Origin of the sequence: Sphingobium sp. YR768 (assembly GCF_900111125.1) — a bacterium.
Taxonomy (GTDB): domain Bacteria; phylum Pseudomonadota; class Alphaproteobacteria; order Sphingomonadales; family Sphingomonadaceae; genus Sphingobium.
Genome location: NZ_FOGE01000041.1, coordinates 1 through 12,322, shown reverse-complemented (window position 1 = coordinate 12,322; position 12,322 = coordinate 1). Strand labels below are relative to the sequence as shown.

Here is a 12,322-nt window from a genome sequence, read left to right as displayed (position 1 = left end):
TGCCCTCGTGGCAGGCTCCGGTTCCTCATTCCCGTGCTGGGTAATCTCAAAGCATGACTTTCTGGCGGCGACAGCCCCAAACCATATCTCCTTTCCGATTGTTCCTGCTGATCGTTGCAGGCGCACCCGCTCCTGCATTCGCGCAGATCGAAAGCGGGCAGGACACGCGGCTGCGCCTCGACCAGCAGCTTGAGCGACAGCGGACGGAACGGCAGGAGGATTCCCTGAAGAATGCGGAGGACATAGTGCCTCCCTCGTCACTGGTGATCGACGGACAGACTTATTCCGTAGGTAACAACGCGAATGACATGGGGCGGGCGCTTTATATCACGGTAAGCCGACGGCAATGGGCGGAAGCTCGTCGCTTCCTGAGCGCCTATGAGCAATTGCCGGATCGCGACCCGATGATGGTCAGCTACGCCAAGGGCGGACTGGCGCGCGCCGATGGCGATCTGGCCAGCGCGGAAAGGCACTATCGCGACGTATTGGCCGTGCAGGCAAATTTCCTGCTCGGCCAGCTCGAATTAGCCCGTGTGCTGTTCGAAAATCGCAAGGATCGCGAAGCGCGGAAGGCTTTCGAGCAAATCCGCACGCAGATTGTCGTAGAAGGCGACAAGGCATCCGGCGTGATTGTGACGGTCGATGCCTTCCTGAACGCATTGCGCCAGCGACGGGGCTGGCACGGTAGTCTTGCGGTCGGCCCCATTTACAGCACCAATCTCAACCAGTCATCGGAAAGCTACACATGCCTGCTGGCCGCCGATGACGGAACCTGCCTGTTTGATCGCAAGGTTCCCGATGCGATCAAGGGGACGGGCGTCAACATCGAAGGATCGCTTGAGCGAAATGTTCCGCTATCGGGCCATCACGGCATTCGTGGGCGAGCGATCCTGTTCGGCGAAATCTACCCCGATCATCACGACTATTCGCAAGGCACGCTCATCACCCGCTTGGGCTACCAGTATCAGACGGGACGTAATACTCTGAGCCTTTCGCCATCTTTCGACCTGGGAACGCTCGGGTTGTCAGTTCTGTATGAAGCCTGGGGCGCCAATGCGGAGTGGCAGCATACCGCCTCCCGCAACGTGGTACTGCGCCTCGAAGCGAATTATCGAGACTTCCGATATCGCATCCCAGGTTATACCTCCCAGACCGGACCTTTGGTCGATGCCAGCCTGACGGCGTGGTATGTTCCGGCGCCGGGATGGACACTTTTCGGCGGGCCAGATTTTGCCACAAAGGATACACCAAATCCAGTCGATGCCTATCGCCAGTGGGGCGGTAGGCTCGGCCTTCACAAGACGTTTGGAAATAGTGGAAGCCTCCTGCTGCTCGGTTCCTATCGCCGCCGCGACTACCGTGCCTACAGCGAGTTGTTCGCCGCACAGCGCAGTGACGACCAGTTCAACGCGACCGCGATCGCGCGCTTGCCCGTGCTGAAATTCGCGGGTCTTACGCCTGAGATCGTGGTTCAGCACAATCGCGTCGAGAGCAACATCGACTGGCTCTTTTCCTACAATCGAACGACCCTCAGCTTCAGGCTTAGCCATGCCTTCTAGCCCGACCATCTCTGCATTTGCGCCCACCATAAAAGCCGTTCCACAGGCCCATTCGACGCGAATCCTTCACCGCCTTCGTCCCCTAAGCCGAGCTTCACTCCCTCAGTGGGGGACGGTCCAAAGGGGGTGGCGGCCCAAAGACCCCGCCACCCCCGCACCACTTTCACTCGCCAAACAATGAAAAAGGAAATTCCATGACCGTAACCGCCTCCGACCGACCGATTGAGGTGCAGAGCCGCGCAAAGTGCCTCAAGGCGCTGACCAGCACTGTTCATGAAGGCGTCGATCGCTCCATCATGTCAGCGTCGTCTTTCGCCAGCATCGAGCGCTACAAGCGGTTTCTGGCGATCCAGTATCTCTTCCACCGCGACGTGGCCGCCCTCTATGCCGACAAGCGCCTGCAGGCGGCTTTCCCTGATCTTGTTCAGCGTTGCCGCCTGCCGCTTGTCGTCGCCGACATGGCGGATCTCGGCGTTTCGGCAACGGAAGGCACGGACCCCGCTTTCATTGATGGCGAACCGGTGGACATGGGCAGCGCGCTGGGCTGGCTCTATGTCGCCGAAGGGTCCAACATGGGCGCGGCGGTGCTGCGCAAGGAAGCGCAAAAGCTCGGCCTGACCGATGATTTCGGTGCGCGTCACCTTGCTCCCGCTCCCGAAGGCCCGGCCCCGCACTGGCGCGCATTCACCGCGGCGCTCGATGCGGTCGAATTGAGCGAGGATGAGGAAAAGCGCGCCAAGGAAGGCGCGCTTGAAGCCTTCGCGCGGGTCCAGGCCCATGTCGATGCACGGCTTGACTGAGCCCACGAACGCGGACCTGCTCCGGCGCGGCCGAGCGGCCCGCGCCGGTTGGCTGGCCCTTGGGCTCATGCTGGTGGCGATCGGCTTCATCGGCATCTTCGTGCCGCTGCTGCCGACCACATCCTTCATGGTACTGGCGCTGCCCTGTTTCGCGCGCTCGTCCCCCAGGCTGGAAGCATGGTTGCTTAATCATCCTCGCTTCGGGCCCGGGGTGCGCGCGTGGCGCGCTGAAGGGGTCGTGCCCCGCCATGCCAAGATCGCGGCGTGCATCGGCATGGCGCTGGGGTTCGGCCTGTTCTGGCTCCATGTCAGGCCCGGTCCGCTGCTGGCGTGCGCTGTGGCCGCATTCATGCTGTTCTGGGCGATCTGGATCGTTCGGCGGCCCGAGCCGGGAGTATCAGGATGAAGCCAGGAGGCTATCGCGGAACGCAGCTTCCGGCTGCGAATGATGAAACAGCTCTCTTTGAGGGGCATGTCGTCTTTCGAAGCTATTATCATGACAACTTGACGCAGCGGGAGATTACGGCGCGCTCGCCACCGGCGAACCCGCAAGATGACGAGGTATCGCGCCGCCATAGTCGTTATTGCGATCAGCCAATGGACTGGCGCACGCGACTTTTCGGATTTGCCGGCACAGCTTCGGTGATTGGGTTGGTGCTGGCCGCTGGCTTGTTCACGTGGAAGGCCATTTATCAGCCGGTCCGGGCCACGTCGAAGCCGCTGACGGTGGTGGACCTTGCACCGCTGGCAGCTCCGCCCGAGCCGGTGAAGCAGGTTGCCCCCGGTCCCGAGCAGATCGAAAAGCAGGAGGCCAAGCCCGAACCAAAGCCGGATGTGCTGGTGCCAACGCCGATGATCCACGTTCCGAGCGCCAATCAGGCGCAGAAGAGGAACGATCCCGTGGAGGTAGTCGACCCCGGCCCGCCCGTGCCGGAAACGACCGCGCCCAAGAGCATCGCCGCACCCATGGCAAGCCGTCTGGCCAACGATGCCCGGCCAAATTGGGAAGGGCTGATCCTCGCTCACCTTGAGCGCTTCCGACGCTATCCGGCCCGTGCTCGAGCCGCGCGTCTGCAAGGCACTGCCTATGTCCGCTTCACGATTAACCGGGATGGAGTGGTGTTGTCGTCCGCGATCGTGAAGAAATCCGGCTCCTTCGACCTCGATCAAGCCGCGCTCGACACATTGCAACGGGCGCAGCCCCTGCCAACCATTCCCGAAGACAGACCGGATATTGTCGAGCTGACTATTCCGGTTGAATTTCGGATCAGATGAAACGGCATGGCGGTGGCAGCTGCCACACTACCTAAGATTGCCTGTTTGTCCGCCAACTCATGCCAGCACAACTACGTAGCTCGGCTACTGCCGCAGCCGACCCTCTTCCCAGTGAAGAAAAAGCATCCCCGGCTCCGCCAATGCTTCGCGCAATTCTGCGAACGGAGCTACCAGAGGAAAATGATCGTGCGCGACCGCACAGAATTGCGTCCATTGACCCTCTTCATCGATTTCGATGAAAACACGGTCCTGTCGAAATCCTATACCTACGGTCACTCGGCCCGGCTCATCGTCTGCAGCGCGCACTGCGACGATAGTCGATATATTGGCCCATTTCTCCAACCAACTCGCGCTTCGATCGCCGACTTCCACGCCGGCATCGCTGATGGCCTTGATGATGATGGGATCATAGTCGCACATGATGTTCCCTCTAATCGCCTCCGGCCAATTTCGCAGGGAGAATGTCACAATCCTAAGGTTATCTGGCCGAGATTAAATGCTTTGCGCCCTTGGCCCTGATTTCGACGCCGGTGAACGAGCGGCCGGGGCGCCGGGGCGCCGGGGCTAGGGGCGAGCGCTCAGTGCCAGGCCACCGCACCCATTCCATTGCTACGTCGGCGCCGCAGATGCTTCGGCAGGTCGCCCTCGGCAAGATCGGAATGATTGGCGAGGATCACCGGAGGGCGGCCGGGAAACGCGGCCACGAGCTTCAGATCGCCGCCCATCGCGGCAATGTAGATTGTGAGCGTCGACAGTCTCGCGCTGTGCGGGCGTGCATGTGGCATGAGGTTCTTCAAGCCTCTTCGTCATGCTCGGCCACATTTCCGATTGGCCGATAGACTGTCTCCGTCTTGAGGTTTGCCTCGACCGAAGAACGACGCACCCCGAGCGTGAACCCGTACGATCTCGCGCGGCCCACTAATGATCGCTGGGATCGTCGAGCCAGCCCGGAATGTCGCGGCGCGCGTCGAGCACGCGCCACACGTCGATATGGTCGTCCCGCTCGATATAGAAGACCAGCCATGGAAAGCGCGGGAGGCGGCGATGCCGCAGCCCCGGGAGTCCTTAGAAAACACGCTGGTGGACACTAGTGGACTTCAATAAATTCAATCACTTGAGCGAATTCTGTCCTTGGTCATCTACACCCATTTTAGTATGTCTATGGACTACGGGTGGACGATGTTTTGGATAAATACATGGGACGAACAACGACGGAGGTTCGGCTTCAAGAACGGAGCGCGCGTGCTCGATTGAAGTTTCGGCCAAGTCCATATTGGCGCATGATATCTGAAGGGTTGCACCTTGGCTACTATCGGGGTGCACGGGGTGGCACATGGGTCGCGCGTTACCGCCCTGCCGGAGGCGATAGCCATGGGACTAAACGGTCACTTGGTACTGCGGACGATATCGTTCTGGCAAACGGCGATACGGTACTCAACTGGAAACAGGCGCTCGACAAGGCAACCGAGTGGTTCGAACTGCAGGAGTCAGATGGTAATTTGCTGAATGCCAACATCACGGTGAAGGATTCGGTCGAGGCCTTCATCGCGATGCGCGATCAACGTCAATCCCTCCGAGTTGGGCATCCGTCGCGATCCACCGCGAATATGAAACTCACCCCGCATGTTCTTAAGGATGAGGCGCTGGTGTTGACGAAACTCCGTGATCTGACGGAGGCCCATCTCCGCAGTTGGCAGCGCCGTCTTCGCGAAGGATTGCGTGGGTCGAGCAAAATGCGCGTTGTTTCCGAACTTAAGGCAGCCCTCAACGCCACCTTCGAGGAACATCGCAAAGCGCTGCCGAAGGATTTTGGCCTCACCATCAAGTTTGGGCTGAAGCCCGTGTTTCCTGTGGAAACGGTCACCGAGCCATTGGCGCGACAGAACCAGGTTCTCAGCGACCGCCAGATCCGCGATGTTCTCGCCAAGGCGCGCGAACTGGATAAGGATGGCGATCATGCGCGAATGGCAATTCTGCTGGCTGCGACGGGCGCCAGATTTTCACAGCTCGCGCGGATGCGCGTTGCCGACGTTCAACCGGAATTAAATCGTGTTCTCATTCCCGTCTCACACAAGGGCCGTGGCCAGAAAGCCGCCAGTTTCATCCGGATGCAGGTGGGGAGGGATGTAGTCGAGGCGTTGCGACCGGCGTTCGAAAGCCGAAAACCGGAGGAAGTTCTGCTTGAAAGATGGCATTATCGACAGACTGATTCGATCACCTGGATCAGAGCAAGCCGCCAGCCATGGAAGACTCCTTCCGAAATGCGCCGCTGGTGGCAAAAGGTCATGGATGCCCTAGGCCAACCCAATGTCATTCCTTATGCGTTGCGCCATAGCTCGATTGTTCGCGCGATAAGCGCTGGTCTGCCGATCCGACTGGTTGCGGCGCTGCACGACACCTCCACGGCCATGATCGAGAAGCATTATGCGCGATGGATCACGGAGAGCCTCGATGATTTCGCCGCGCGTGCGATAATACCGCTTGTTGATGTGGAGCAGGCGCATCCGCCGTCTAACCAGCTAGATTCCGTGATGGACCGGCGTCTAAAGAATAGCCAGGTTAATGGCTGTTCTTTAGAATGATGGTGCTGGAAACAGGGTGCGAGAGATCGGCCCCAAGCATCAGGAGGAACGGCCATGGAATATAATGCCGGAATGGATGTCTCCCTGAAAGAGAGTAGCATATGCATCGTGGTCGCAAAGGGTACCCGATAGAGGCTCGATCCTAATCACGCTGCCGTTGCGCGCCGCGCTGTTGGGGCGGGTACGCACCTATGATGACGAAGGCAGGATGGTTACCCTCACCGTAAAGGACGGCAATTTGTCCTATCAGCGCGGCAGCGACGGATCATTCCCGCTCCAGATGATGCGCGATAATAGGCTTCATTTCACGCCCAACGACTTAAGTTGCTTCAGCCCGATTCGCGATGCCGAAGGCCGGGTTTATGGGCTGGACTTTATCGCTCGCGGCGGAGGGCAGGAGAAGCTTGTTCATTCTAGACTAAGTTATTTGGTATCAATGGGTTAGATTGACGCTCGCCGCAGTCATCGATTCAGGGGTTCTGCAACAAACTTCCAGAAATCACCGATGTGGACCGACAGCGCTCGGGCTCAATATGCCTGCGCGGGGCTGACTATGCCAAGCGATCTGACCTATGCCGAATGGTCGGTGCTCGAACCGTTCTTGCCCCCCCCCGCACGTGGGCCGTCCACGCAAATGGTTGCTGTGTCTGAGTCGCAGGTCGATTACTCGGGCAAGCAACTTGTCCAAGTTCTCCAGTTGCTCGAACAGCCGGACCGGTAGTATGAACGCATGTTTCGGAACAGTGCCACCCACCAAATGGCAGACGTGTCCAACGCGCTTGGTTTCACCCTCGACGATGACTTCGACGCGTTCCAGCATCATACGCGCAATGGCTTGGCGATCGCGCGCTGACGTTGATGCGTTGCTCCACAACACGGGAAATCTTGTGCGAGATGCCGTATAGCATCGTGCTTGGCTTCAGCATTAAATCGACGTTTTCGATCACTGTGGCACTCAAAAGCTGTTGGAATTGCCGACCCTACAGAACCAGAACGACATGGCAACAGGGAGAGATCTTATGAAACGCTCGAACGCCATTTGCCTCGCGGCAGCAGCATCCATCATTCCCTTCACATCTGTTGTGGGCCAAACGGTCACGCAGGTTGAGGATCGCATGACCACGGTCGCGGCACCCATGGCCGCCGTTAAGCCGCCAGCCGCGCAGGCGGGTGTATCCGGAACGGTCGAAATGCATGCCGACGCCGATAGCGGCACTGCGCCGCAAATGACCCGCGACAATGGCGCTCCGATTGGTTCAAACCGCGACTCGCTTGCCGCCGGAGACAACGGACCGGTCCTTCTCGAAGACACGACGCTGATCGAAAAGCTGGCCCGGTTTGACCGCGAGCGCGTGCCGGAACGGGTCGTTCATGCGCGTGGCACCGGCGCGCTGGGCGTCTTCCGCGCGACAGCAGACCTTTCAGCCCTTACCAAGGCGTCGTTGTTCGGGCAGCCCGACAAGGAAACGCCGGTGTTCGTGCGCTTCTCGACTGTAATTCATCCCTCTGGCTCACCCGAAGGAATGCGCGACCCGCACGGCTTTGCGGTCAAGTTTTACACTGAGCAGGGCAATTGGGACCTAGTTGGAAATAATCTGCCTATCTTCTTTATCCGAGATGCGATCCAATTCCCAGACATGATCCATTCGCTCAAGCCATCGCCGATTACGAACAAGCAAGATCCTAATCGATTCTTTGAATTCTTCTCCGGCACGCCCGAAGCAACCAACATGCTTGTGCATGTGTACTCGAACCTTGGCACGCCAGCGTCGTATCGCACCATGGACGGAAATGGCGTCCATGCGTTCAAGCTGGTTGATAAGGATGGCAAGGTTACTTTCGCCAAATTCCGATGGATCAGCCGGCAGGGTGTCAAGAGCCTGAACGGCGAAGCGGCCGCCAAGGCGCCGCCGAACTACCTTACCGATGACCTGTACGGCACCATCGCGGCGGGCGACTATCCGACTTGGGATCTCATGATACAGACGTTGACGGCGGAGCAACTGGGCGCGCTTAAGTTCAATCCTTTCGACGATACTAAGGAATGGCTGGACGCGCCCTTCCGCAAAATCGGCGAGATGACTCTTAACCAAGTACCGGAAAACTTTTTCCGCTGGACCGAGCAGTCGGCGTTTGCCCCGGCCAACTTGGTGCCCGGGATCGAAGCTTCGCCCGATCGAATGCTGCAGGGCCGCCTATTCTCCTACTCGGACACGCAGCGCTACCGCGTCGGCGCGAATGTGATGGACCTGCCCGTTAATCGCCCTCGCGTTGCGGTCGTGAACAACTACCAGGACGGCCAGCTCGACGGAGCCACCGGCAAAGTCGATGCGAACTATTTTCCCTCGGTTACGGAAGGTAAGGCGATCGATCCCTCATTTGCTCCCACGCCCTACAAGATCGATACTATCGTTCGGACTGCGCCGATCTCGAGGACTGAGCCTTTCGATCAGGCAGGCCGGTTCTACCGCGCGCTCAAGCCTGCGGACAAAGCCGATTTGGTCAAGAATCTCGCCGGAGACCTTGGGGTGGTGACATCGACGCGCACTAAAGTGATCATGGTCAGCTACTTCACGCAAGCTGACAAGGACCTTGGCTCCCGCCTGGCCAAGGCCGTCGGCGTGTCGACCAGCGAGGTTGATCGGGCTGTGGCCGAGTATTGGACGGCCGCAGGTGCGCGCTACGCGGGCCAGCAGTAATGCTCGCCCTATTTCTCGCGTCCGCGCTGGCTTCCGCCCCCGCGCAAGCAGAGGCTTTGCCGGCGCCGGAGCGGCGGCAGGAACTGCTTTTTGAAGCGGCGAAGCTGGGCCGTGCGGACCTAATCCCCCTGCTGGTGAACAACGGCGCCGATGTAAACGCCTATGAATCGCGCGGTTTCACCCCACTTATATTAGCAGCATATAATGGTCAGGCCGACACGGTAGAGGCATTGCTCAAGGCCGGCGCGGACCCGTGCAAGCCCGACCTTCGACAAGGCAATACCGCGCAAATGGGCGTTGCCTTCAAAGGCGATGACCGTATTGCGACCCGCCTGCTGAAAGAGCGCTGCGACGTCAATGCACGAAACAAAGCGGGTCAGACCGCGCTGATGACGGCCTCGTTGTTTGGCCGGACTGTGCAGGTCAAACTGCTGCTAGAGCATGGAGCGGATGCCGGCCTGATCGATGCGTCCGGTCGCTCGGCGGCCTCGGTCGCCAAGGCCCAGGGAAATACCAGCTTGGCAAACGATCTCTTGACTCCCAGACGGCGCTAAGAGGCTGCGTCAGGTCCAGTACGAACGGTCGAGATGCTGTGAGGAGTTCTGTGAAGTGTCTCGATAGCTAGTGGCATCTCCTTTGGGATCCGTCGCCGACATCATCACATTATTCGTTCGCACGAGATGAGACGCCCCAATCTGCCATGCCGACTATAAGCTGGAACTCTATCTATAGGGGGGCGATTGCATGAAACGGCCATTAGTCCCCGCCAGAAAAGGCGTGACAACTATAATGCGGCAACATGCGTCCGGCGGGGCAAAATTTCTTGATCGGATAGAACCGTTCTTTGTAGATAAGGACGTAATTCGCGGGCCGCTGCTGCTTGCGACGATCGCGGCGATCCGGTTCACAAATAGTCCGCTGAGCGAAAGCGACGAACGTCTCTGGGACACGCAGCTCCACTTTGGATTTGGCTAGGCGTCGGTTAGCCATAGCCTTGCGGAATGGAGCAATCTGTTCTTTATCATCACAGGCGCAGATGTGAAATTCAAGCTGGTGCGCGGCGCCTTGTCGGAACTGCGCATCGCCATATTTCCGATCGCAGGCGCCATCGGCGGCATGCACGTTCCGATTCTTGTTTTGGCTGAGTGCGCGAAACAATGATGCTATGAGGGGCTGGGGCACCGTCATCACCATGGACACCGCCTTTGGCTTGGCGTTGATTGGCATGTTTGCCAATAGCTTTCTCAGCTTGGTTCCATAGAGGCCGGCCTTCGCGATTTATGTTTGAACGCGGCTATTGGCGCGTCATCAACGAACGGCTGTTGTGGGGATTAGCGCGCGATCTTCCGCGCCGGCAATACGACATAACGAGCTCGCAGGAAGCGTTAATCCAGGGCGAGAGTACGACAATTGGCAATACCATTGCAGGCAAAATTTCGATTGGAGTGTTTCGGATGGCAGCAATTATGCTGGCTCGCCGAACGCGATGATGTCATCGCAAAGTTGTTTTTGGATGTCCGCCTCAGGTTGTCTTTATGATACACCCTATGAAGAGGAGGGGCTGAGTCATCTCATGCGCCAGCAAATTTACTGCGAGACGTCCTTGTGAATTTGTTGGCCGCGCCGTTGATCTGGCAACGTATTCGAGAAGTCTTAACCTGCCTGAGCTAAGGCAGCGATTGGCAGAGCGACTCTGCGCAGAATGGCGTGAACCGATGAATTTTGCTACGATCAGGAGCTTTGTCATCCGCAACCGCGTGAGTCTTCAGGATCTCGGGATATTGATCGCTGCCCTCGTGGTCGCGACGTACATCGCCTTTGATATAGACATCTTCATGCATGAAGGACAACTTACGCCTGCGAGGGCCCGGATCGAGATCGACGAGATTGCTATTCTCGGTGTTTTTTTAGCGGTGGGACTACTTATCTTCGGCGGGCGTCGATATCGGGAGCAGAAGCGCGAAGTGAAGCGGCGAATGGCGGCGGAGGCCCACGCGCGCGAACTCGCCTATCAGGACGTCCTGACTGGATTGCCGAACCGGCGTCAGTTCGATGAAGTCCTGAAAACGGCCTTGGCGTCACCTCCGCGCGCTGGCGCTGCCCATGCGCTATACCTGCTCGATCTCAACGGGTTCAAACAGGTCAATGACGTCCACGGTCACTCCAAGGGGGACGAGGTGCTGATCGTGGTTGGCCAGCGGCTGCGCAGCGCCATGCGCGATGGCGACATGGTTGCCCGCTTTGGCGGCGACGAGTTTGCGATTCTCGCCCATCACCTTGCCGGATCCGAGGCGGCCGCCAATGTCGCGCTCCGGGTGATTGAGGCGCTCAAGGCGCCGATCTTGGGCGGCGACGCAATGCACCATGTCGGAGCGGGCATCGGCATCGCACTCCTGCCGCAAGATGCGGACACGCCTGAGGAAGCGATGCGCAAGGCGGATGTGGCGCTCTACCGCGCCAAAGCCGAGCGACGATCGGCCCTACGCTTTTTCGAGGCCGCGATGGACGAGCATGTGCATGAACGCGAAGCCATGGAACGCGCGCTTCGCCATGCGATCGAAGCGGGGGACATCATGCCCGTGTTTCGTCCTACCTTCGATCTCGGCACACACGCGGTCGTTGGCTTCGAGGCGTCGCCGCGGTGGGTTCGAGCGGAACATGGAGAAATACCGCCTGAGCGCTTCATAGCAATCGCCGAAGAGGCCGGGCTCATCCACGAACTGGCTGACCATCTTTTGCGGACCGCCTGCATCGCTGCGGTCGAGTGGCCCGCGCATGTACGCCTCTCGATCGATATCGTGCCCTCGCAGCTCAAGGACGAATTGCTCGCCGCTCGTATCGTCCGCATCCTGCACGAGACCGGGGTTTCAGCCGAGCGGCTGGAGGTCGAGATCACAGAGAGTGCGATCGTCGCTGATTTGGAGGCCGCGCGCCGGACGTTTGGCACGCTGCGCGGCGCCGGGGTGCGGATTGCGCTCGACAACTTTGGAACGGGTTATTCCAGCTTGTACCATCTGCGCAGTTTCAAGCTCGACAAGATCAAGATTGACCGGAGCTTCATTGAGGCGATGCGCTCGGAAAGTGAAAGCGCATCGATCGTCAACGCGCTTGTAGGATTGGGCCATGGTCTCGGACTGACGATCGCTGCCGAAGGAATTCAGGATAGCGAGCAGGAGCGCGAGCTACTCGGCACCGGCTGCGAGCAGGGTCAGGGTGATCTCCTGAGCCAGCCGATGCCAGCCGCAGCAACCCTAAATTTCTTTGCGGGAATAACCGGTAGGGACCATAGCAGCCCTTCGATTGGCGCCGCTTAGAGACCGTTTGAGAATGGGTTGAGAAATTGACAGCGGCGTGATTCAAGCTCGGGATGTGGACCCGAACGAGCCGTGGCCGAATGGCTGGATTTG

At 59.0% G+C, this 12,322-nt stretch carries 12 protein-coding genes and 1 pseudogene; 11 read left to right on the top strand and 2 right to left on the bottom strand.

Going from position 1 to position 12,322, the window contains the following annotated elements; translation table 11 throughout:
* Positions 1-53 precede the first annotated feature (53 nt).
* The 4 genes from BMX92_RS24395 to BMX92_RS24380 all read left to right on the top strand — a co-directional run bounded on the left by BMX92_RS24395 (position 54) and on the right by BMX92_RS24380 (position 3,634).
* Complete coding sequence (locus BMX92_RS24395) at positions 54-1,559, top strand: surface lipoprotein assembly modifier (RefSeq protein WP_093021564.1); 1,506 nt, start codon at positions 54-56, stop codon at positions 1,557-1,559.
* 194 nt (positions 1,560-1,753) lie between these two features.
* On the top strand, positions 1,754-2,359 hold the full coding sequence (locus BMX92_RS24390; RefSeq protein ID WP_093021561.1) for a biliverdin-producing heme oxygenase: 606 nt from the start codon (positions 1,754-1,756) through the stop codon (positions 2,357-2,359).
* A gap of 67 nt (positions 2,360-2,426) precedes the next feature.
* Positions 2,427-2,765: a YbaN family protein gene (locus BMX92_RS24385; protein WP_371262529.1), complete on the top strand. Its 339-nt coding sequence runs from the start codon at positions 2,427-2,429 to the stop codon at positions 2,763-2,765.
* Positions 2,762-3,634 (top strand): energy transducer TonB, encoded by an 873-nt coding sequence (locus tag BMX92_RS24380; protein WP_256213597.1) that lies wholly within the window; start codon positions 2,762-2,764, stop codon positions 3,632-3,634. Before BMX92_RS24385 ends, BMX92_RS24380 begins: the two co-directional genes overlap by 4 nt.
* An 84-nt stretch (positions 3,635-3,718) precedes the next feature.
* Here BMX92_RS24380 and BMX92_RS24375 read toward each other — a convergent pair whose 3' ends face one another.
* Complete coding sequence (locus tag BMX92_RS24375) at positions 3,719-4,054, bottom strand: hypothetical protein (protein ID WP_093021555.1); 336 nt, start codon at positions 4,052-4,054, stop codon at positions 3,719-3,721.
* Between the two features lie 158 nt (positions 4,055-4,212).
* A complete protein-coding gene (locus BMX92_RS27785) occupies positions 4,213-4,431 on the bottom strand; it encodes a hypothetical protein (RefSeq protein WP_218145839.1) in 219 nt (72 codons plus the stop codon).
* 375 nt (positions 4,432-4,806) lie between these two features.
* On the opposite strand from BMX92_RS27785, the gene BMX92_RS24365 reads away from it, so the two are divergent.
* The 7 genes and pseudogenes from BMX92_RS24365 (at position 4,807) to BMX92_RS24340 (ending at position 12,229) form a co-directional block, all read left to right on the top strand.
* Complete coding sequence (locus tag BMX92_RS24365) at positions 4,807-6,216, top strand: tyrosine-type recombinase/integrase (RefSeq protein ID WP_093021552.1); 1,410 nt, start codon at positions 4,807-4,809, stop codon at positions 6,214-6,216.
* A gap of 208 nt (positions 6,217-6,424) precedes the next feature.
* Positions 6,425-6,661, top strand: coding sequence for a hypothetical protein (locus BMX92_RS27135; protein ID WP_143066890.1), 237 nt, complete (start codon positions 6,425-6,427; stop codon positions 6,659-6,661).
* 60 nt (positions 6,662-6,721) lie between these two features.
* Positions 6,722-6,860: pseudogene (locus tag BMX92_RS27130) on the top strand (IS5/IS1182 family transposase); the annotation flags it as partial.
* Positions 6,861-7,235: 375 nt separating this feature from the next.
* Entirely contained in the window at positions 7,236-8,915 is a 1,680-nt protein-coding gene (locus BMX92_RS24360) for a catalase (protein ID WP_093021549.1), read from the top strand.
* Positions 8,915-9,469, top strand: a complete 555-nt coding sequence (locus BMX92_RS24355) for an ankyrin repeat domain-containing protein (protein WP_093021546.1) — start codon at positions 8,915-8,917, stop codon at positions 9,467-9,469. The genes BMX92_RS24360 and BMX92_RS24355 overlap by 1 nt, the downstream gene beginning before the upstream one ends.
* Before the next feature lie 484 nt (positions 9,470-9,953).
* Complete coding sequence (locus BMX92_RS28490) at positions 9,954-10,076, top strand: Na+/H+ antiporter NhaA (RefSeq protein ID WP_177185245.1); 123 nt, start codon at positions 9,954-9,956, stop codon at positions 10,074-10,076.
* 554 nt (positions 10,077-10,630) lie between these two features.
* Entirely contained in the window at positions 10,631-12,229 is a 1,599-nt protein-coding gene (locus tag BMX92_RS24340) for a putative bifunctional diguanylate cyclase/phosphodiesterase (protein WP_093021537.1), read from the top strand.
* Positions 12,230-12,322 lie beyond the last annotated feature (93 nt).